This window comes from Flavobacteriales bacterium (assembly GCA_013214975.1).
Classification (GTDB): Bacteria; Bacteroidota; Bacteroidia; order DT-38; family DT-38; genus DT-38.
The window spans coordinates 1-22,545 of sequence record JABSPR010000141.1 but is presented as its reverse complement, the minus strand read 5'-3'; the positions used below and the strand labels follow the sequence as shown (position 1 = coordinate 22,545).

Here is a 22,545-nt window from a genome sequence, read left to right as displayed (position 1 = left end):
GAAATGCTGAATATTCAGTTAATGCAGATGGTTCACCTAACACAGCGCATACGACCAACTTGGTTCCTGTATTTATGATTGACGACAACCACGCTGTAATTGAAGATGGGAAACTAGGTGATCTTGCTCCTTCTTTACTTACACTAATGGGACTAGATATTCCAGAAGAAATGACCGGCAATGTCATTGTAAATTAATATTACATGAGAGATTCTATATTAAAGTACTTAGATGAGAACAAAGAACGATTTGTCTCTGAACTGTTTCAATTGCTCCGAATTCCTTCTGTAAGCACAGATCCAAGTTATGCAGATGACGTTCGAAAAACCGCCATTAAAGTTGTTGAATTACTAAAAACTGCTGGAGCCGACAATGTTGAACTTTGCGAGACTGCTGGCTACCCCATTGTTTATGGAGATAAAATAATTGACGACTCCTTGCCTACGGTATTGGTTTACGGTCACTATGACGTTCAGCCCCCAGAGCCACTTGAACTATGGACCTCCCCTCCTTTTGAGCCGGTTATTAAAGATGAAAAAATATATGCAAGAGGCGCATGCGATGATAAAGGGCAGATGTTTATGCACATCAAAGCTTTCGAAGCAATGGTGCAAACGAATACTCTAAACTGCAATCTCAAATTTTTAATTGAAGGAGAAGAAGAATGTGGTAGTGAAAATCTTGAAGGCTTCATTACTTCCGAGAAAGAAAAACTGAAAGCCGATATGGTAATCATATCTGACACAAGTATGCTTGGAAATGAAACACCTTCAATTACTGTTGGATTACGAGGTATTAGCTACTTAGAAGTGGAGCTTACCGGTCCTGATAAAGATTTGCATTCAGGTGTTTATGGTGGCACCGTTGGTAACCCAATAGGTATTCTTTGTGATATGATTTCATCACTAAAAGACGAAAACGGATTTATTACAATTCCCAGATTTTACGACGATGTGGTAATAGCAAGTGATGAAGAAAGAGAGGATATGAAAAAAATTCCTTTTGATATAGAAAAATACAAAAGCGCCTTAGACGTAAATGAGCTAGAGGGCGAAGCTGGTTACACCACCATAGAAAGAAATACAATTCGGCCTTGCCTAGATGTAAACGGGATTTGGGGAGGCTATATGGGAGAAGGCGCAAAAACTGTTATTGCATCGAAAGCGACTGCCAAAATATCTATGCGAATAGTTCCAAATCAAGATTCTAAGAAGATTTCTAAATTATTTGAAGATCATATTAAAAAGATCGCACCTGCTTCTGTAAAAGTTAAAGTAACCGACTTTCACGGCGGTGAACCTGCATTGTGTCCAACCGATTCAGTGGAAATTGAAGCGGCCAGCCTTGCAATGGAGGAAGCATTTGGCGTTAAACCCATTTGCACTCGCGAAGGTGCCAGTATCCCAATCGTTGCTCTTTTCGATTCTGTTCTTGGGTTAAAAACAGTGCTATATGGCTTTGGGCTTAACTCAGATGCTATACATTCGCCTAACGAACATTACGGGTTATTTAATTTTTACAAAGGGATAGAAACTATTCCGTTATTTTACAAGTACTACAGAGAGCTAAAAGAATAACTCTTGCTTTGAAATTCAAATTGACAAAAACACAAATAATAACATTCATTTCAATCATACTGATTGCCTCGGTTAGTATTGTAGCGTGCAATCAAATTGTACCACCTGAAATTGTAAGCGTCGAATCGTTTAAGATTAATACAATGACTGCAACGGGAGGTAGTGTTGATTTGCAAGTAAAAATTAGAAATGAAAACCGTTTAAAATTTACCATCGTTGATTCAAAGATTAATGTACTCGCTGGAAATTCTAATATCGGTACCGCAAAAATCATGAACAACGTAGTAATTAAAAAGAAATCGGAAGATGTACACTTGTTTAAGGTGGAAATTAAAATAGACGGAATTTCAGGTGTACTAGCCGCAATAATGTCTTTCGGTGGAGGCAAAAAAGACTACAATTTTGTTGGCGATATCAAGGTGAGATCTATGGGTATCAGCAAGAAAGTCCCAATCGAATTTTCTCACAGCTTCTAAGGTTTATTAACGTTAGCAAGTCAATATCTTTTACAATCCCTTCAAATTACTGCCCCTAAGCCTATTTAACTTTGTGCATTAGCACAGTTATGAAATTTTTCACAGGATATTTATTAGCCTCGTTTTTTGTTATTAACTCTTGTAGTACACAAGAAGTAAAAGAACCGCATTTGGAAGAACAAAAACATCTGCACACCAATAACTTAATAAACGAAACAAGTCCTTACTTGCTTCAGCATGCGCATAACCCAGTAAACTGGAATGCATGGAACGATGAGACATTACAGCGTGCAAAAGATGAAAACAAGCCATTATTAATTAGCATAGGCTATTCAGCTTGTCATTGGTGCCATGTAATGGAGCATGAATCGTTCGAAGATGAGGGAGTTGCTAAAATCATGAATGAGCAGTTTATCCCAGTGAAGATTGATCGAGAGGAAAGACCAGATATCGATCAGATTTACATGAATGCTATTCAACTTATTAAGCAAAGTGGAGGATGGCCTCTAAACTGCATTGCATTACCCGATGGCAGACCATTTTTCTGTGGCACCTACTTTCAAAAAGAGCAATGGAAAAAAGCATTGAATGATGTTTCCAATGCATATGCGAATAGAAATAAAGAAGTAGTTGACTACGCAGAAAAGCTTTCCCAAGGAATTAGGCAATCAGAGTTAATAAAAATAAATAAATCAGATCCAGTTTTTGAAAGAGCCAATTTAGAAACTATCGTGGAAGGTTGGTCAGAAAAATTCGATCTTAAAGAGGGAGGAAATACTTGGGCACCCAAATTCCCTATGCCTAACAATTATCTCTTCTTACTTCGATATTATAATCTTACAAAAGATCAATCCATATTAGATTTTGTTAATCTCACTCTAGAAAAGATGGCTTTAGGCGGCATCTACGATCAAATTGGCGGTGGATTTGCGCGATATTCGACAGATAAAATCTGGAAAGCCCCTCATTTTGAAAAGATGTTGTACGACAATGGGCAATTAGTCTCTCTATATTCCGAGGCATATAACCTCACCAGAAACCCTCTTTACAAGGAAGTCATAACAGGAACATTAGAATTTGTTGAAAGAGAAATGACCTCTCCTGTTGGATCATTCTATTCAGCATTAGATGCAGATAGCGAAGGTGAAGAAGGAAAGTATTATGTGTGGACAAAAGAAGATCTAAAATCTATTCTAGGAAGCGACTTTGATCTGTTCGCCAAGTACTACAATATCGGTGGTAAAGCGCTCTGGGAACATGGTAACAATATTCTTCTGAGAGATATTGGCGATGCAAAATTTGCAGCCAAAGAGAAAATAGACTTAAAAAAATTACAAAATTTCATCAAAGAGCAAAATAAAATTCTACTTCAGGAACGTGAAAAAAGGGTCCATCCTGGCTTAGATGACAAATGTCTTACTTCTTGGAATGCCCTAATGCTAAAAGGATATGTTGATGCCTACAACGTATTAGGCAACGAAAAACATTTAGATATAGCAGTGAAAAATGGTAATTACATCATCAAACATCAGATTCAAAAAAACGGCCCTATATATCATAGTTACAAAAATGGTCGGACTACCATTAATGGTTATTTAGAAGATTACTCCTTTACAATAGAAGCATTTATCGCCTTATATGAAGCAACCTTTGACGAAAAATGGATTAACCAAGCCGATCAACTAGCCCAACATGCTATAGAGCATTTCTTCGATTCAGAAAGCAAGATGTTCTTCTTTACATCAGATCTTGACAAAAAGCTTATTGCACGAAAAATGGAAGTAAATGATAATGTTATTCCGGCATCTTGTTCGAGCATGGCCAAATCGTTATTCAAATTAGGCCTATTGCTTGATAACAAGGATTATTCAGATAAAAGCATCCAAATGTTAAATAATGTTAAAGATGATATGCAGCGCTATGCGTCAGGCTATTCTAACTGGGGAATTCTTATGACAAATAAAATAATGCCGTACTACGAGATTGCCATTCTTGGAAATGACTTTAAACAAAAACGTAACGAATTGTTTAATCTATATGTACCAAATAAACTACTTATGGGTTCTAAGAAAGAAAGTGAACTCCCTCTCCTTAAAAACAAATACCAAAAAGGAAGTACGATGATATATGTCTGTTTAGACAAAACATGCAAAATGCCCACAGAAGAACCAAGTAAGGCGCTAAACCAAATGAATCATTAAATGAGAAGTATACATATTACATATTGTATTCTGATTGCAATTTTTACAGCACAAGTTTCTCATGGACAAATAATTGATTTTAAAAATTCTCAATTATATAAAGACAAACTTGCATTCAATAAAGATGTAATGGAACAAGAAGGTATTGCAGAAGTTAGATGCCTTGTAATGGAGAAAAAATCGGGTTTCCCCGTTCAAAACAATGGAATATCCAGAACATACTCTTTTGATAGGAGCGGAACATTAACATCGCGAGAGTTTTCCTATTACAATAGATATGGAAGAATTGATAGTATTAAAATTAACTATGATTATGGCAATGGGATGCTAATCTCCGAAAAGACTTCTTATGGCAACACCAGTCTTATTTACAATTACAAATACGATACTAATGAAAAGCTATTAGAGAAATCATATATCAAAGAAACAGCTGGATTTACAAAAGATTCTGTAGAATTCTACAAACAAGAGACTTTAAGCAAAAACAGGTTTGCCTATTACTATGGACCTGATGACAAAGTGTACAAAAAGGAATTTTACAATGAATTGAACAAAGTCTTTATGACCGTATATTTTGTATACGGACCAGAGGGCAACCTTATCCGAGAAATTACCAGACGAACGATTGGAGGAACGGTATCCTCAACGAGATACCAATATGATGAGCTGAACAGGTTAATAATTCAATCCATAAAATCCGCAAGTGGTTCGAAGAACATTTCATTCAAATATGATTTGAAGAATAATCTAACAGAAGAAACATTTAGAACTTCTGATGAAACGAAAGCAAACTATATTTTCTACAGTTCTAAAGACAATGCAATTAGGTCGAGAACTTTTAAAGATGAAAAAAGTGGAATTATTTATATTATTAAATATGAATTCCGGTATCACCGTGACATAGAGACCCCTTTCTTAATTGAAGGATTAGACCCCTTGGACACAGTAGCCACAAAATCTTTAAGGTAAAACGGTTCGAAATAAGCCAAGTCCTCAAACTCTTTATTGTTAAATTTATCTTCGGCCAGTTTTATCATATTCCTAGACGATGGGTAGATATCATCTATAAAAATAGCATTAGGATTACCTTCCAATATAGGTTTGCATTTCATTGCACCCGGACCAAAAAACACACATTCACTTTTATCCAGTAGATCCCGATATATCACATCGTCCACGATATCTGCCGAGACTTCTCTAACCACTACCAATTCTTTAGTGTAAAAACCAGCGTAGACCTCCATCCTTCTTGCATCGAGCATCGGACATATATAAGATTTATCATCGGCGGTTGCCAACTCACTTACTCCTAAAGCCATTGCTTTTAATGTATTTACTGCTATTAAAGGCTTATCCAGTGCAAAGCAAATTCCTTTTGCAGTGCTCACTCCTATTCGAAGTCCGGTATACGACCCAGGACCTTTACTTACTGCAATCCCGTCAATCTCACTAAGAGTAAGTTTCGCATCTTCCAGTATTTCTAATATGAATGTATTTAAGTTCTCGGCATGCGAGTAACCATCGTTTAGCTCTTTCGAGGCCAACTCTTCACCATCTTTGGAGATACAAACTGAACACATTTCGGTTGTGGTCTCTATATGTAATAATAAAGCCATCTTATAATTTAAGTGGTCTCCCTTGATAAAAATCCAAAATCTTGATCTTGAAAATATAATCAAATTTAGATTGTAATAATTCCGACTCTGTTCTAGTTAAATTACTCTTAGCATTACTGTATTCAATAAAATCAACCATTCCTTGATTATACTTAACCGAAGTATTTCTGAAAGCCTCCTTTAAAGCGATTACAGCTTTTCCTGAGACCTTATACTTTTTTAACGCTGCTACAGCATTGGCATGAGATGTACTAATTGTTTTCTCAAGATTATTCTTTTCTAATTCAATCGAGAGCTTTTGGCTTTCAACATTCAGCTCCGCATTTCTAACAGAATTCCGAATAGTGAATTGATTAAATATTGGAACAGATAGAGATAAGCCAACATATTTATACACATTGTCTTTAAACTGATTATTGAACGATTTTACTTGAAATGTTCCAAGTTGCTCATCTATTAATACTTGATCAGCTCCAGAATACCCAGTACCAATAGAACCGTTAAGTGATAGCGAAGGGACATATCCTGCTTTAGCAATGATCAATGCTGTTTCCCTACTTAGCAACTGCTCTTCAGACATCTTAATGGTTGGATAATCTTTACTTGCTCTCTCATAAATCATTTCTGCAGAGAAATCCAATACGTCTGTCGAAACTTGAGATAAGTCTGGAGTTACTATTGAAAAATTATCTTTAGTTGATATATCCAAAAGCTGCTTTAACTCTAGATAAGAGAGACTCAAATTATTCTCTGCACTAATCAAATTCAATTCTTCCAATGCATTTTGCGATTCGATATTGGCAATATCAGATTGTGTTTGAACCCCTGCTTCCACAAGTTTCGTAATGCGTTTTAATTGTCCTTTGGATTGAAGTAATTGTTCTTGCTGAACTCCAACAAGCTCTTTGTTTAACAATATTTGAAGGAATAATGCCGCAATATTCAAAGAAATATTATTCTTAATTACCTCGGTATTGTAAGTACTAGCTCTAAGATCATAACTGTTTTTCTTAATGGTATTATAGCTAGACAAACCATTAAATAGATTAACTCCAGAACTCAAATTGAAATTATTTGAACGAACCGATTTAGAAGCAAACGTGTTCGTAAAAGGATCTATCCGTTTACCAATATTATAACTGTTAGACATATTCCCATTCAAATTAGGAAGAAGGTCCCACTTAGATTGCTCTAATTGATACTTGGCCCTTTGAGCCTCCAACTCACTCAATTTAACTTGAATGTTATCTTTAACAGCGTGAGCTATACATGAATCAAGAGACCAGTCTGCTTGTGCATTAATTGAAAAACTAATAATACAAAGAAGACTAAGAATAAAAGGATTCAACCGCACAGATTCAATTTTATTGAAGGTCTATAAAATTGTAATAAGGGGAAATAAACAGATACACTACAACACCTGTTACGGTAACATAAAGCCAAATTGGGAAACTCCATTTAGTAATTTTCCTATGCTGATCGATCTTACCCTTTAAACCAAAATAAAACGACATTAAAATTAATGGCAATACTAAGCCCGCTAAAATTATATGCGTAATTAGAATAAAGTAGTAAACCATCTTAAAAGGAGCATCAGCAGGGTATTTAGTCTCAATTCCAAACGAATGATAAGTAATATATAAAACGAGGAATAGCGCTGAGAGACCAAACGTTGTTAAATTAAGAGCCTTATGTATCGCTACTTTTCTATTCTTTATTGAATAGACAGAAATCAAAAGCAAAATAGAACATGTAGCATTTATTAACGCATTAATCTTAGGCAGAGAGAATATAAATGTCGGGATCTCGGATTGCTGAGGTAAATTATACAATAAAACTACTACACCAAAAACAACAACAGAAAGCACCAACACTACTTTCCATATTAAATTATCCTCTTTATTTCCCATTATATTTTTCTTTTCTCAGATTTAATCAGCTCCCATATATCTACAATCAATCTATCAACCTCAAGGCTGTCTAAACCAATGTAATATCCTCTTATCCGTCCTTTAGTATCAATTAAGACAAACTTATCGCTATGTATAAAATCAGTTGGTCCACCATCCCCTTCTAAGGTTGTTACGAAATATCCGAATCTAGCCAAATCATATATCTCCTTCTTATCTCCTGTAACCAAATTCCAAGTAGAATCTACGACACCTAGATCTAAAGCATATTGAGCTAATACCTCAACCGTATCCTTTTCTGGATTTACGGTATGAGAAATTAATTTAATCTTGTTCGTCTTCTTATAAGCCTCCTGAACTCGCAACATTTGATGCTGCATTTTAGGACATATTTCTGGGCAGGTGGCAAAAAAGAAATTCGCTATATAAACCTGATTTTCATACTGATCCCGAGCAACTGTATCACCCAGATGGTTTACAAAGCTAAACTCCCCTACTCGATGATAAACTGTATCTCCCTTAGCATCCACAGTTTTGGGGCCAAAAATTTCCAAACCTTCTCTCTTCTCACTTTTACATGAAAATATTAACGTGGAAATCAAAACTGCCAATGCAAATCCCAAAACTCTCATATTATTAATTATATGTCGAAATAGCGTTTTAATACATTAGTTCGAATCCCAAACATAATAAAGTTAGTGGACCCATTCTTTATTGATGACATCGCATTCCTATTTACAAATTTAAGCTCTAAAGTTAAATTAGAGTAAGAATTAACTAAATAAGTAAGGCTAAGTTCAGACACTAGTAAATGCTCCAGTACTCCTTGTCCTATTACATTTCTCTGTTTCTTAACTCTCAATTTATTTGATATAAAAATATCTTTCCCATAACTCAATGAATCGCTTGCAGCATCTAAACCATAATATGCATAAACAACTTTAGAATTAATATTCCATCGTTTAGCATTGTAATTAATAATGCCTATTCCCTCCATGAAGTTTGCGCCAAAAGGATGAGCCAATGGTTGATTGAAATGACCGTAATTTTGACTTACTGCATTATGCGAATATGTAAATGGCCTTACCAAATTATACTCAATCTGCATGTCGAGGCCATTTATCTTAAATACATCGAAGCTTTTAAACCCGAATTGGAGCCCATATTTATTCGCCCACCATTTTGTTCGCTGAACCATCTGATTTTTTAAAAACTCATCTATTATCATTTGAAAATAAATCTGTTGTTTCTTGAATATTTTAATCTTCAGACTCCATCCCATCATCACGTTATCCGCTGATCCAAGTGAATACTCAACAGGTCTAAAAAAAATAATTGGATTGATGTAGTTAATGTCAAAACCCATCATTTTTGTACTATCCCTTGATTCGAAAACCACCGCCTCAAAAATTCCAAGATTTACTCTTTTTGATATATTCCAGCTTAAATAATGAACTGAGGCATACTTGTTTTTTGAGTTGAAATAATTTGTTCCGTTTGAAATATCCTTGAAGTTCATGAACAAGTTCACATAGTTAATCTTCCAAAATTTGGTTAAAACTTTTACATATGGATAGCTATTGGAAAAGTCAGATAAAAAGAGGGATCGATAGCCGTCGCCAATAAAATTCTTACCATTACCCACAGAAATGTCAAAATGTTTTGAAGGGGAATAAGCAGCAAATCCTTCCCAGTATCTACTACCAAAACTTATACTATCCTTCTTCTTCGAATCTAAAGGTGAAGCAAATCCACTATTAGGAATTACTCTGTTCTCTAATGCGAAATTTCTATTTGTTTGTGGCAGGCGATCGAGCGATGATGCGTACGTACCACCAAATCTCCATTTCTCTCCAATATCAAGTTTCACTGCTAAACCAGTTGATAGTGTGGATAATATATTCTTTCCATAACCTGCCTGAGTAGTAATAATTGGATCTACTGAAAATTTATATCTCTCTGTCTTTTTTTCAAGAACATGCTTTAACATAAGCATCTTCATAATACTAGAACCTGTTCCTATAGATAGGTTCTCAATTAGAGAATCGATTTTGACATACTCAGATAAGTGAGTGTGTGTATAGGGCTTTATCGACGAATGAAATTCAACATCAACATTATTTAACTGATTATCTATTTTCTGAGATATTAGAAAGGGATAATTGGTTGGACCATTTTGCCCAAAGCTCATTAAAGAGATGAGTAACTGAAAACTAATAGTAGCGATTAACAGAAGTCGCACCGGCCCTTAATTTATTTTCTCTTTCTTTTTCAAGAAAAATGGGATCTGCACAAGCATCATTGCTGTACCTAAAACAATCATCAACGACTGACTAGGATCCATATTTCTTGTTAATATGCACAATCCAATAATAAAAACATTATATATATATATGGTTATAACCGTCTGACGATGATTAAGTCCTACTAAAAGCAATCTATGATGTATGTGTTTTTTATCCGGATTAAATGGAGACAACCCTTTAATAGTTCTATACATAAATATTCGAAACACATCTAACAAAGGATATATCAATACCGCTATAGCAAATACGGGCTTTGATATCCCCATTAACTCGGTAGGCAAATCCGCCTTATCATATTCAATCAGTTCAAAGGCTAGTATGGCTATTATCAAACCTATTGTTAACGATCCCGAATCGCCCATGAAAATCCTGGCTGGAGAGAAGTTGAAAAACAAAAAAGCAAACAACGCCCCTGCAAGAGAAAATGCAAGACTCGCCATAAGTAAATCAGATCCTGAAATATAAAACCAAGTTCCAAATGACACTGTTGCCACTATTCCAACGCCACTAGCAAGACCATCAACACCATCAATTAAGTTTAACGAATTAATGATAACAACATAAGTGAACAACGAAAGGAATACACTTGCCCAATAAGGAATTTCAAGCACCCCGAAAATCCCATGAAGACTTGTTATACGGATATTCGCCATTAATACGAGCATCAGCCCTACAATAAAATTAGCCAACAACTTCTTTACTGGAGCCGTTCCTATAATATCATCTTTGGCACCAACAAAAAATAATATCAATAAAGAAGATATAATGTATTTAAACTTACCAATGTCGTCATCTGGGTACCACAAGGAATAAGAGAATAATGTTGCCGCAAAAATGATAATTCCTCCTATCGATGGAATTTTCTTGCTATGCAATTTCCTATCATCTCCTGGCTCATCATAAAGATTTTTCAGTTCCGCTACCTTTATTAAAGAAGGAACAATGAAAAGCACTACGAAAAAAGAGGTTAAAAAACCTAATACTAAGCTACCTATTACCATATGTATTGTTTGGTACTACGAATTTACTAAATATCACGTCCTCCATCCTTAATAATTGCATTTATAGTGCTAGAAGTCAAAGTAACTATTTGCTAACGAGGTCCTAAAGGCAACGTATACAAAATGGCTTATCTCTTGAATATTGTCGTATTTATATTTTCTTGTAGACAGACCTAATGTAATTCTCATATCCGTTTTACGGTTAAGTAAATAAGAAACGTTTACGTCCAAATAACTCACATCGCTCTTTATTCCCTTGATTGAAGTTGCATAATATTCGGATCTAAAAATATTGTTTCCAACATTTCTATTTAATGAATCAACAGGTTTTGTCGCAATAACGTATTTAACTCCAAATCTTACATCCTTCCAATTATAATTAACAATTGCTACTGCTTCATTAAAGTTGGCTCCCATTGGGTGAGCCAAAGCATCATACATATGCCCGTAACTTTGGGATGAATCGACCTGAGAATAAGAGAATGCGGAAATAGTGTTGTATTCCACCTGAGCATACAGTTGAGGAATACGAAACGCATTAAATATCTTTAAACCCACTTGATAACCCGTTTTCTTCCGTTTGTTCCATTCATCGATCATCAGCTGCCCATAGAGCACACCCCCTTCAAATAATTTTGCTTTTGCACTTACCCCAACCAACGCATTAATTCTATAGTCCAAAGAATATTGAAGAGATCTTGTAAAAATAACGGGGTTTAAATAATTATAATTAAATGTAGATATATTAGATCCATCCACTGATTGTGATTCCCATATTATCCCTTCAAAAAAACCAATCTGCACCTTGGGGGAAACATTCCAACTCAAATAACTAAAGTTGGCATTCTTCCTTTGAAACAAAGCATCTGCTGTAGCAAACCCCGGCATTCTATAATAGTTCTGAAGGGTCGAATAAATGGTTGTGTATTGCAGTTTACCTAATTTCAAAGTAGTACTTAAAAAGGGGTAATTCGAAGCATTATCCGATAAAAACAACGAACGATACCCATCACCTATAAAATGCTTCCCGTTACCCAAACTAAGGCTCCATCTCTTATTCGGCGTTATGGTTACATTACTTGAAGCAATTGCATAATCGAACCCTTGTTCTTTAAATGCCTTAACCCTTCCTTGTCCAGGAACAATTCCTGTTAGACGTCCATACCCATCTGTTGCGGATTTACCTCTAATATGATCATCAATATAACCCCGAAAGTAAGTTTGATTTTCATAGAATGAAGAACTAAAGGTGACAGCTTCTCCTATTCTCCCGGTTACAATTGCTGCTCGCGTATTAGTGACAAAGTGTATTTCTTGAGCTCGGGCACTGTTGTCTTCGATATCCTTACCATAATTAAAATTAAACAATGGGTCTATTGTCAAACTAAAACCTTCCGACCTTAGGTCGATCAAGTGATCTCTTTTAAATTTTCTGTATAACCATCCTGATTTACTACTATCCACTTCAAATTGTGTAATAGCTTCATTTGTCCATCGTGAGTTTAATGGTCTTACACTTGAATGAGAAATGGTATCTAATTGATTTAGCTTAGAACTATACCCTTGGGAATATACTCTACCCAAATGGAAATAATTTCCTTGTGATTCAGCATTTACGCTAAAGAATAAAGCAAGGAGAATTACTAATAATCGTTTTCTCAAATTAGCTAGTAAAAAAGATGTTATGCAAATAACTCTGTTTCAAGAACATTCGCATAAACATCCCTGATTCCATCCTTTAAGTTAATCTTATACGACCAACCGAGGTTCTTCAATTTTGAAACATCCAAGAGTTTTCTAGGAGTACCATCTGGCATAGAAGGATCAAATTTTAAATTCCCATCAAACCCAACTACATCACAAATCATTTCGGCAAGTTCTCGAATTGATAAATCCTCACCTGTGCCTATATTCACTAAACTGGCATCATCATATTCTTGCATTAAAAAGAAAGTCGCTTCTGCTAAGTCATCTACATGAAGAAACTCTCTCTTAGGGTTTCCAGAACCCCAAACCTCAGCACTAGTATCCCCATTTATTTTGGCAGTATGAATCTTTCTTAGTAGTGCTGGCAGAACATGTGAATTCTGAAGGTCGTAGTTATCGTTTGGCCCATAAAGATTCGTTGGCATCAGAGAGATAAAATAACTTCCATATTGAGCATTGTATGCTTCACACATCTTTATACCGGAAATTTTAGCAATAGCATATGGTTCGTTCGTTGGCTCCAAAGTTCCCGTCAAAAGACTTTCCTCTTTCATTGGTTGTGCAGCCATTTTAGGATAGATACAAGAAGAACCAAGGAATGCCAATTTCTTTACTCCATTAATATGTGCTTGATGAATTACGTTTGCCTCAATCATTATATTTTCATAAATGAATTGACCACCATAGATATTGTTCGCATGAATACCTCCAACTTTTGCAGCCGCAAGAAACACGTATTCCGGCTTTTCTTTCTCAAAAAACGTTGTTACTTCCAGTTGATTCGTAAGGTCTAATTCCGAAGATGTTCTTGTAACAATATTCGTGAATCCTTCTGATTCGAGTTTTCGAACTATAGAACTACCAACCATTCCTCGATGGCCTGCAACATATATTTTATCGTTTAGCTCCACCTAACTACTCGTTAAAGTCTACTACTTTATGACCTCCGTCTAATAAGTATTTATCTCGTTGAACATCTTTCATATCACTTTGAACCATATCCTTTACCAAATCGGCAAGAGTATGTGTTGACTCCCAGCCTAAGATCCTTTTCGCCTTAGAAGCATCGCCTAATAAAATTTCCACTTCAGTGGGTCTATAATATTTGGTATCTACCTCAATAATTACGTCTCCAGTGGCAACATTAATTCCCTTCTCATTATCAGCCTCTCCTTCCCACCTTATATCGATATCTACTTCTTTGAAAGCCATTTTCACAAAGTCTCGAACACTTACTTTAACTCCAGTTGCAAGAACATAATCATCCGGCTCTTCTTGTTGCAACATCCTCCACATGCCCTCAACATAATCCTTTGCATGTCCCCAATCTCTTTCCGCATTAATGTTACCCAAGAAGATCTTTTTCTGCAAGCCTAGTTTAATTCGAACTACACCACGTGTAATTTTCCTAGTCACAAAAGTCTCTCCTCTTATAGGACTCTCATGGTTAAATAAAATTCCGTTTGAAGCATGCATTCCATATGCCTCTCTATAATTTCTAACGATCCAGTAAGAATACAATTTGGCAACACCATATGGACTTCTTGGATAGAAAGGTGTTGTTTCACTTTGAGGAACTTCTTGTACCAAACCATACATCTCGGAAGTTGAGGCTTGATAGAATTTTGTCTTTTTTTCTAATTTCAAAATACGAATCGCCTCCAAAATCCTTAAAGAGCCTATTGCATCCGCATTCGCGGTATACTCAGGTGTTTCAAAAGATACTTTTACATGCGACTGAGCAGCAAGATTGTAAATCTCATCTGGTTGAACGTCCTGAACTATTCTAATAAGATTGGTAGAATCGGTTAAATCACCATAATGCAAATAAAAATTCACATTATTTTCCAACGGATCTTGGTACAAATGATCTATACGGCTAGTGTTGAAAGAAGAGCTTCTTCTTTTGATCCCATGGACCTCATAACCCTTCCCTAGTAAGAGCTCAGCCAAATATGCTCCATCCTGACCTGTAATGCCTGTTATTAATGCTTTCTTCGCCATATCCTGTTTAGTTTTATGGATTTACCACAATTAACTTGACCTACTGTACTGTAAACCAATTGTTTAATAGATTCTCTTTATTGTATAACATCGGTTCATTCGTAGAGTAATCGATTACATTTTTGTCCGCTCCTAACGCTATAGCATGCCCTGCCGCTGTATCCCATTCCATAGTAGGCGCATATCTTGGATAAACATTAGCCCTTCCTTCGGCAACCATACAAAGCTTTAAAGAACTACCAATAGAAAGCATTTCAATATCGCCATGCTTTTCAGAAAGTTGATTAATACATTCTTCTGTTTCTACCGACTTGTGTGATCGACTTCCTACAACAGTAAACTTAGTGCTCCCATTTCCCTTTGGAAGTTTATCTGACTTAGATATCAAATCATCTATAGATAAATCCCCTAATGATGTAATGTCATCTAGTTTGTAAGCTCCTATCTCTTCCGATGAAAAATACAGTTCCTCTTTAACAGGAACGTAAATTACGCCCATGACTGGTGTGTTTGCCTTGATTAGAGCAATATTAACGGTAAACTCTCCATTTCGTTTCACAAACTCTTTCGTACCATCTAAAGGATCAATCATCCAAAACATTTCCCAATCCTTTCTTTCATCGTAAGCAATGCTTTTACCCTCTTCGCTTAGCGTAGGCAAATTGGTACTTTCAAGGATTTCCATGATCTTGTCATTACCCCTTTTATCCGCTAATGTTAAAGGAGAATTATCTTCTTTAATCTCAACGCCTAAATCATCTGATTTATATACATCCATTATTTCTTTTCCAGCTTCTAAACTGGCCTCCACTGCTGCTAAAAGCAAGCTATTCAAATCTGCCATTATTATAAATTATACGTGTACATTAAGATCAACACACAAGTAATCATATAGATTAATGTGAGAGGTAATCCTATTTTGAAAAAATCTCCAAACGAATATCCTCCTGGGCCATATACCATAAGGTTAGTTTGATATCCAATTGGAGTTAAAAAGTTAGCGGATGCAGAGAATGCAATCAACAATACAAATGGTTCGTGAGGTATACCCAATTCCGTAATTATCGCAAGTCCTACCGGAAACATAAGAGCAACTGCTGCCTTTCCTGTCATAAAAGACGATAACACATTCGTAACTAAAAACAAACTAATAAATAAGCCCATCACTCCTAATGGCTCGATAATCATATGAAAACCCTCGGCAATTAGAGAATCCGCTCCGGAATTTTGCATAGCCTTTCCCAGCGCCAATCCAAGTCCAATAATAAACAACAGATTAAAATCTATGCTCTGTTTGATTGAAGGAAACGTGGCAATTTTCAATGTCACAATTAATATTAAAAGAACCGCTAGTGATGAAAACAATGGGACATATCCTAAGGCAGATAGCCCTATTGCTAATATGATTCCGGTAATAAGCACTCCTACCTTACGTACGTCTACATTGCTATATTCACGTACTTTGTCCATAAAATAAAACGCCTGACCAACACTAGCGCGTTTAACAAAATCACTACCAGCGAGAACAAGCAGAACATCTCCAGCCTTCAAAATAATATCACCAATTTTCCCAGACAGCTTATCCCCATTTCTATGTACTGCGATAACAGAACCATTATACTTTCCACGAAAGTCTGTGTTTTTAATTTTTCTGCCAGACAGACTCGAGTTTTGCGATATAATAACCTCAGTAACATCAATATTTCCTTGCTCACGAAGTTCAGCCTCTTCCGGCAAACCAAGTCCTTCAATAGGGTTTATGAAATCCGCTACTGCTTCTGTATTACCAGTAAAAATTAATTTATCCCCAGTATGAATTTTCTCATCAGGAGCAACAGGTGTGATTTTTTGTTTACCTCTAACAATTTCTACCAAGAATAAATCCTTTAGGTTTCTAAGATTTGCTTCTTCGATAGTCTGCCCTATGAGAACAGATTCAAAAGAAACATGAGTTTCAATGAGATACTCACGTGAGCTTTTTTCAAAATGCTCACTTACAACATCATTATCTGGTAAAAGTTTATTTCCAAAAATCATCAGAAAGATGATTCCAACAATCATCATTGGAAATCCAACGTAGAAAAAATCAAAAATATCTAAGGACGGTAAACCATTTTCCATAGCTATTCCGTTCACAATAAGGTTTGTTGAAGTACCAATTAAAGTAACACATCCCCCTAATATCGCAGCATAAGAAAGGGGGATCAATAATTTTGAAGGGGATATATCATTCTTCTTACACCAATCGTAAACGTTAGGCATCACAAGAGCCACAAGCGGAGTATTATTAAAGAATGCTGATATTGTGGCAACAGCAATCATCATCCGAGCCATAAAACCATTCTTTGTTTTTACCCCACTAAAAACCTGCTTAAACAAGAAATCATTAAAGGACGTTTTTTGAATTACGTTACCAATTGTAAGGAGCAACATTATAACCGCTAGTTGCTCATTTGCGAAACCGGCCAAAGCCTCTTTCGGTTCTAAAATTCCTGTAAGAATAAAAGTTGTTATCGCAATAACAAATGTAAGTGCTGGCCTAAGGTATCCTGTATAAAGGAATACAATAAGAAATACGATTACTAATAGTACAATTACTATATCAAAAGTCATCTTTCTGCTTACTTATGTCGCTCTTTTAATACTGCTGTTATTTCCGATAAATCTACTCCACGAGCACGAAGTAGTACAAGGTAATGGAATATTAAATCGGCCGCTTCATTTCTAAAATCAGCTTCATTATTCTCCATCATCGCTTCAATAACCAACTCAACAGCCTCTTCTCCCACTTTCTGGGCAACTTTATTCATCCCTTTCTGAAACAATGAATTAGTATAAGACTCGCCTGGGCCGTTTTCTTTCCGGTCTTTAATTACACCTTCCAAATAAGTTAAAAAAGCATCACTATTATCATTTACTTCTTTGAAGCAAGTATCATCCCCAGTATGACATGTTGGGCCTTTAGGCAACGCTTTAATAAGAATTGTATCATTATCGCAATCGACTAAAATTTCTTCGACAATCAGGAAATTACCTGATTCCTCACCCTTTGTCCATAGCCTATTTTTAGACCTACTAAAGAATGTTACCTTATTCTCTTCTTTCGTTTTGGTTAACGCTTCCTCATTCATATAACCCAACATTAAAACCTTATTGGTTTCATTGTCTTGAATGATAACGGGCACTAAGCCATCTCCTTTATTAAAATCTACTTCCATAACCTTATATCCTCATCGGGACATTATTTTCGTACAAATATTGCTTCAATTTTTGGATTTCTATTTCCTTAAAATGGAAAATGCTAGCAGCCAAACCTGCATCTGCTTCCGCATCATTAAATACTTCTAAAAAGTGCTCCATAGAACCAGCTCCTCCTGATGCTATAATCGGAATATTTGTCGCCTCAGAAACATCCTTTGTAATATCACATGAAAATCCACCTTTCGTTCCATCATTGTTCATGGAAGTAAGCAAGATTTCTCCTCCTCCTCTCGATTCAATTTCTGCAGCCCATTCAATGGTTTCTTTCTTAGTTACCTTTCTTCCTCCGTGCGTATAGACCATCCATTGGTCATTTTCGAATTTCGTATCAATTGCAACTACAATACATTGACTTCCAAACTCATTTGCTAATTCGGTGATCAACTCTGGATTTTTAACCGCAGCAGAATTGATGGTAATCTTATCCGCCCCTGAATTTAACAAAACACCAACATCTTGAATACTAGAAACTCCTCCTCCAACAGTAAATGGAATATTAACCTCTTTTGATATTCTCTTTACTAATTCCACGAAAGTAGATCTACCCTCAATTGTTGCCGTAATATCTAAAAATGTGAGCTCATCGGCTCCTTGTTCGGCATAAGCACGTCCAAGCTCTACAGGATCGCCAGCATCCCTAAGTTCTAGGAAGTTAACCCCTTTAACGGTTCTTCCATTCTTGATATCCAAACAGGGTATAATCCTTTTCGTAAGCATAACTATACGACCGCTAAGTCCTCAATTTTAATTTTTCCTTCATAAATCGCTTTGCCGATGATAGCACCATCTACATTTATTTCTTTAAGTACATCCAATTCTTCCAAATTCGTAACACCTCCACTAGCGATTAGCTTAAGTGCTGGAAACTGACTCATCAACTCTGTATAAAGAGCCATTGAAGTTCCTGCTAGCAAACCATCTTTTGCTACATCGGTACATATTACATATTGAATGCCTTTCTCTACATAGAAAGACAAGAAGTCTACCAATTCCGTTGTTGTCTCTTCTTGCCATCCAGAAATAGCAATTTTAGTTCCGATAACATCAGCTCCCAAAATGATCTTCTCAGTTCCATATTTCTTAATCCAACCGATAAACATATCTTGGTTTCGAACAGCTATACTTCCTCCTGTGATCTGCTTTACACCACAATTAAAAACCTTTTCAATATCCTCATTGCTTTGAATACCTCCTCCGAAATCAACTTTCAAGTTTGTGTTCTTACAGATTGTTTCAATTACATCAATGTTTACAACATGACCTGCTTTAGCACCATCCAAATCTACAAGGTGCAAATATTCAATACCTGCAGCCTCGAATTCCTTAGCAACCTCCAATGGGCTTTCGTTGTATATTTTCTTCTGATTGTAATCGCCCTGTGTTAATCGCACGCACTTACCATCAATCAAATCTATCGCTGGAATAATTCTCATCTACTTAATCGCTATAAAATTCTTTAATATCTGCTGTCCAATCTCTCCACTTTTCTCCAAGTGAAACTGTGTAGCATAAAAATTATCTTTCTGAATACTTGAGCTGTATGGTAATATAAAATCTGTTTGCGAGATGGCATTATCCGATTGCTCCGCATAGAAGCTATGTACAAAGTAGACATAACTCTCTTCTTTGATGTCTATATATAAGTCTCCAGTAAGGTTTGTAATTGTATTCCAACCCATGTGAGGCACTTTATCCTTTGGTGGAAATTTCTTTACATCAATATCAAAGATTCCCATGCAATCCGTATCTCCCTCTTCGCTGTAATTACACATTAATTGCAAACCCAGGCAGATGCCAAGAACGGGTTGCTTCAAGTTCATAAGCACTTCATCCAAGCCTCTTTCCTTCAAATAAGACATAGCGGTGCTAGCTTCTCCCACACCTGGAAAAATTACTTTATCGGCACTCTCAATGATTTTGATGTCATCTGTCACGATCGTATCCACACCAATACGGTCCATGGCATTCTTCACAGACTGCACATTGCCCGAATTATATTTAATAATTGCAATCTCCATTTCTACAATACTCCTTTGGTACTAGGTATTTGATCTTTCCCCGTTTGAGCTACCGCCATTCCAATTGCTTTAGCTAAGGCCTTAAAAATTGCTTCGATCTTGTGGTGTTCATTTTCTCCCTCAGCCTTGATGTTCAAGTTACATTTCGCTCCATCCGTAAAGGATTTAAAGAAATGGAAGAACATTTCTGTTGGCATTTTACCAATCATTTCGCGCTTGAACTCAGCATCCCATTCTAACCAATTTCTACCACCAAAATCGATTGCTACTTGAGCTAAACAGTCATCCATAGGCAAACAGTACCCATATCTTTGGATACCCATTTTATTCCCTAATGCCTTTGCGAAAGCTTCTCCTAATGCAATTGCAGTATCTTCTATCGTGTGGTGCTCATCTATGTTCAAATCCCCTTTCACGATAACACTCAAATCTAAACTTGCATGTTTAGAAATTTGCTCCAACATATGATCAAAGAAATCAATACCGGTATCCATCCTGCCAATACCAGTTCCATCTAGGACTAGATCTATATTAATATCCGTCTCGCTAGTTTTTCTAGTAATTGTTGTTTTTCGCAGTGACTTCTTTAAAAATGTATAAATCTCATCCCAACTTTTAGTAGACAGAGAGGCTTCATCGTTTTGATCTCCAATAAAGATTGAGCCTGTCCCCATATTTTTAGCAAGCTCTACATCTGTTGCTCGATCTCCAATTACAAAAGAGTTGGCTAAATCGTAATCCCCTTCCAAATATGCCGTCATCATTCCTGTTCTTGGCTTCCGGGTTGGAGCATTATCTGCAGGCAAAGATTTATCAATAAGTATCTCTGAAAACTCAATACCTTCTGATTTCAAAATATCCAAAATCAAATTGTGTGTCGGCCAGAATGTCTCTTCTGGAAAAGAGTCCGTTCCCAATCCATCTTGATTACTTACCATCACCAACTCGTAATCCAAGTTGCTCGCAATAAATGCTAAGTTCTTGATCACGCCTGGATAAAACCGAAGCTTTTCGAAAGCATCAATTTGCTCATCGGCCGGCTCAAGGATTATTGTACCATCTCTATCTATAAATAATACTTTTTTACTCATGATATAATATTTTCTAATGCGTTTATAAGCGCTTCGTTTTCTTCTTCTGTTCCAATTGTGATTCTTAAACAGTTATCACACAATAAAACTTTTGACCTATCTCTCACCACAATTTCATTGCTTACCAACTGATCGTAAATCAATTTGGCATTATACATTTTTACAAGTAAAAAGTTAGAATCAGATGGATAAACCTTTTGGACCTGACTTATTTTTCTAAGCTGAAGACCCAATAATAATTTCTCTGCATTTAAAAATGCAACCATCTCGTTTTTCTTAGCAATATTTACTTCTGACAACGCGTCCAATGCAATATCCTGGGTAACTTGGTTTATATTATAAGGTGGTTTAATTCTGTTTAAAATATCGATAATTTCTTCGCTTGCAAAGGCCATTCCTAATCGAATTCCAGCTAACCCCCAAGCTTTTGAAAACGTTTGCATTATCACCAAGTTTGAATAAGCATCTAATTCCTTCAACCAACTTTTATCCTCTTCAAAATCAATGTATGCTTCGTCAATAACTACCAAGCCATTGAAGTTATTCAACAAGATTTTAATAGACTCCTTTGCAAGGCAATTTCCAGTTGGATTATTCGGAGAACAAACAAAAAGAAGTTTAGTTTTTGAATCTATAGAATCAATAATTTTTTCTGTATCTAATTCGAACGAATCGGTCAAAGGCACTTCTTTTACTTCAACGTTGTTTATAGCGGCAGACACAGTATACATCCCATATGTAGGAGGCAGGATAATTATGTTATCCTGACCCGGCTCGCAGAAAGCTCTGACTAAAAGATCTATTGCCTCATCGCTTCCATTTCCTAAAAATATTTGATCTTCAGAAACACCTTTTATTGCTTTCAATCGAGTTTTAATAGCAGATTGTGCAGGGTCAGGATATCGATTGTAATTCTTATCCGTGGCAGATCCCAAGGCATTTTCATTTGCATCAAGCCATATCTTAGCCTCACCGCTAAATTCATCTCGAGCAGACGAATACGCAGTAACTGCTTTGATATTACTTCTAACTATTTTATCTAAATCAAACATTACAATGTCTTCAATCTAACACTTACAGCATTCTTGTGACCAATCAATTCTTCGGCCTCAGCCATGATTTCGATTACTGGTCCTAATTTCCTTAACCCTTCTTTTGTTATCTTTTGATAGGTGATTTTTTTCACAAAACTATCTACAGATACACCACTATAAGCAGAAGCATACCCATTTGTAGGTAAAGTGTGATTTGTCCCTGATGCATAATCACCTGCCGATTCAGGAGTATATTCTCCAATAAAAACCGAACCCGCATTAATTACATTATCGACGAAATAATCCTGCTCATCTGCGCAAAGGATTAAATGCTCTGGAGCAT

At 36.1% G+C, this 22,545-nt stretch carries 23 protein-coding genes; 5 read left to right on the top strand and 18 right to left on the bottom strand.

Annotation, left to right across the window (positions count from 1 at the left end):
• From HRT72_05275 to HRT72_05255, 5 genes are all read left to right on the top strand, one after another.
• A partial coding sequence (locus HRT72_05275) for a 2,3-bisphosphoglycerate-independent phosphoglycerate mutase (GenBank protein ID NQY67121.1) occupies positions 1-197 on the top strand: 197 nt, incomplete at its 5' end.
• A gap of 6 nt (positions 198-203) precedes the next feature.
• On the top strand, positions 204-1,577 hold the full coding sequence (locus HRT72_05270; protein NQY67120.1) for a dipeptidase: 1,374 nt from the start codon (positions 204-206) through the stop codon (positions 1,575-1,577).
• Between the two features lie 143 nt (positions 1,578-1,720).
• Positions 1,721-2,053, top strand: coding sequence for a hypothetical protein (locus tag HRT72_05265; protein NQY67119.1), 333 nt, complete (start codon positions 1,721-1,723; stop codon positions 2,051-2,053).
• Positions 2,054-2,142: 89 nt separating this feature from the next.
• On the top strand, positions 2,143-4,254 hold the full coding sequence (locus HRT72_05260) for a thioredoxin domain-containing protein (protein ID NQY67118.1): 2,112 nt from the start codon (positions 2,143-2,145) through the stop codon (positions 4,252-4,254).
• Positions 4,255-5,223 (top strand): hypothetical protein, encoded by a 969-nt coding sequence (locus HRT72_05255; protein ID NQY67117.1) that lies wholly within the window; start codon positions 4,255-4,257, stop codon positions 5,221-5,223.
• Here the strand turns inward: HRT72_05255 and tsaB are convergent.
• The 18 genes from tsaB to HRT72_05165 form a co-directional block, all read right to left on the bottom strand.
• A complete protein-coding gene (gene tsaB / locus HRT72_05250; GenBank protein NQY67116.1) occupies positions 5,145-5,870 on the bottom strand; it encodes a tRNA (adenosine(37)-N6)-threonylcarbamoyltransferase complex dimerization subunit type 1 TsaB in 726 nt (241 codons plus the stop codon). The two genes, HRT72_05255 and tsaB, sit on opposite strands and share 79 nt — an antisense overlap.
• A 1-nt stretch (position 5,871) precedes the next feature.
• A complete protein-coding gene (locus HRT72_05245) occupies positions 5,872-7,224 on the bottom strand; it encodes a TolC family protein (GenBank protein NQY67115.1) in 1,353 nt (450 codons plus the stop codon).
• A 10-nt stretch (positions 7,225-7,234) separates the two neighbouring features.
• Positions 7,235-7,780 (bottom strand): DUF420 domain-containing protein, encoded by a 546-nt coding sequence (locus HRT72_05240; protein ID NQY67114.1) that lies wholly within the window; start codon positions 7,778-7,780, stop codon positions 7,235-7,237.
• Entirely contained in the window at positions 7,780-8,412 is a 633-nt protein-coding gene (locus tag HRT72_05235) for an SCO family protein (GenBank protein ID NQY67113.1), read from the bottom strand. Before HRT72_05235 ends, HRT72_05240 begins: the two co-directional genes overlap by 1 nt.
• An 8-nt stretch (positions 8,413-8,420) precedes the next feature.
• Positions 8,421-10,022, bottom strand: a complete 1,602-nt coding sequence (locus tag HRT72_05230) for a hypothetical protein (protein NQY67112.1) — start codon at positions 10,020-10,022, stop codon at positions 8,421-8,423.
• 6 nt (positions 10,023-10,028) lie between these two features.
• Complete coding sequence (locus tag HRT72_05225; protein ID NQY67111.1) at positions 10,029-11,087, bottom strand: undecaprenyl/decaprenyl-phosphate alpha-N-acetylglucosaminyl 1-phosphate transferase; 1,059 nt, start codon at positions 11,085-11,087, stop codon at positions 10,029-10,031.
• Positions 11,088-11,156: 69 nt separating this feature from the next.
• Entirely contained in the window at positions 11,157-12,749 is a 1,593-nt protein-coding gene (locus HRT72_05220; GenBank protein ID NQY67110.1) for a hypothetical protein, read from the bottom strand.
• A gap of 20 nt (positions 12,750-12,769) precedes the next feature.
• Positions 12,770-13,705, bottom strand: coding sequence for a GDP-L-fucose synthase (locus tag HRT72_05215; protein NQY67109.1), 936 nt, complete (start codon positions 13,703-13,705; stop codon positions 12,770-12,772).
• Positions 13,706-13,709: 4 nt separating this feature from the next.
• Complete coding sequence (gene gmd, locus HRT72_05210; GenBank protein NQY67108.1) at positions 13,710-14,798, bottom strand: GDP-mannose 4,6-dehydratase; 1,089 nt, start codon at positions 14,796-14,798, stop codon at positions 13,710-13,712.
• Between the two features lie 40 nt (positions 14,799-14,838).
• Complete coding sequence (gene cysQ, locus HRT72_05205; GenBank protein NQY67107.1) at positions 14,839-15,642, bottom strand: 3'(2'),5'-bisphosphate nucleotidase CysQ; 804 nt, start codon at positions 15,640-15,642, stop codon at positions 14,839-14,841.
• A gap of 2 nt (positions 15,643-15,644) precedes the next feature.
• Positions 15,645-17,411 (bottom strand): SLC13 family permease, encoded by a 1,767-nt coding sequence (locus HRT72_05200; GenBank protein NQY67106.1) that lies wholly within the window; start codon positions 17,409-17,411, stop codon positions 15,645-15,647.
• Positions 17,412-17,419: 8 nt separating this feature from the next.
• Positions 17,420-18,016, bottom strand: a complete 597-nt coding sequence (locus tag HRT72_05195; GenBank protein NQY67105.1) for a bifunctional phosphoribosyl-AMP cyclohydrolase/phosphoribosyl-ATP diphosphatase HisIE — start codon at positions 18,014-18,016, stop codon at positions 17,420-17,422.
• Positions 18,017-18,020: 4 nt separating this feature from the next.
• Positions 18,021-18,776, bottom strand: coding sequence for an imidazole glycerol phosphate synthase subunit HisF (hisF, locus tag HRT72_05190; GenBank protein ID NQY67104.1), 756 nt, complete (start codon positions 18,774-18,776; stop codon positions 18,021-18,023).
• Positions 18,777-18,778: 2 nt separating this feature from the next.
• Entirely contained in the window at positions 18,779-19,492 is a 714-nt protein-coding gene (hisA, locus tag HRT72_05185) for a 1-(5-phosphoribosyl)-5-[(5-phosphoribosylamino)methylideneamino]imidazole-4-carboxamide isomerase (GenBank protein ID NQY67103.1), read from the bottom strand.
• A complete protein-coding gene (gene hisH, locus HRT72_05180; protein NQY67102.1) occupies positions 19,493-20,077 on the bottom strand; it encodes an imidazole glycerol phosphate synthase subunit HisH in 585 nt (194 codons plus the stop codon).
• Positions 20,078-20,079: 2 nt separating this feature from the next.
• Positions 20,080-21,168, bottom strand: a complete 1,089-nt coding sequence (gene hisB, locus HRT72_05175; GenBank protein NQY67101.1) for a bifunctional histidinol-phosphatase/imidazoleglycerol-phosphate dehydratase HisB — start codon at positions 21,166-21,168, stop codon at positions 20,080-20,082.
• A complete protein-coding gene (gene hisC / locus HRT72_05170) occupies positions 21,165-22,220 on the bottom strand; it encodes a histidinol-phosphate transaminase (GenBank protein NQY67100.1) in 1,056 nt (351 codons plus the stop codon). The genes hisB and hisC overlap by 4 nt, the downstream gene beginning before the upstream one ends.
• Positions 22,220-22,545: histidinol dehydrogenase (locus HRT72_05165; protein ID NQY67099.1), on the bottom strand; the 326-nt coding region annotated here is incomplete at its 5' end. The genes hisC and HRT72_05165, both read right to left, overlap by 1 nt.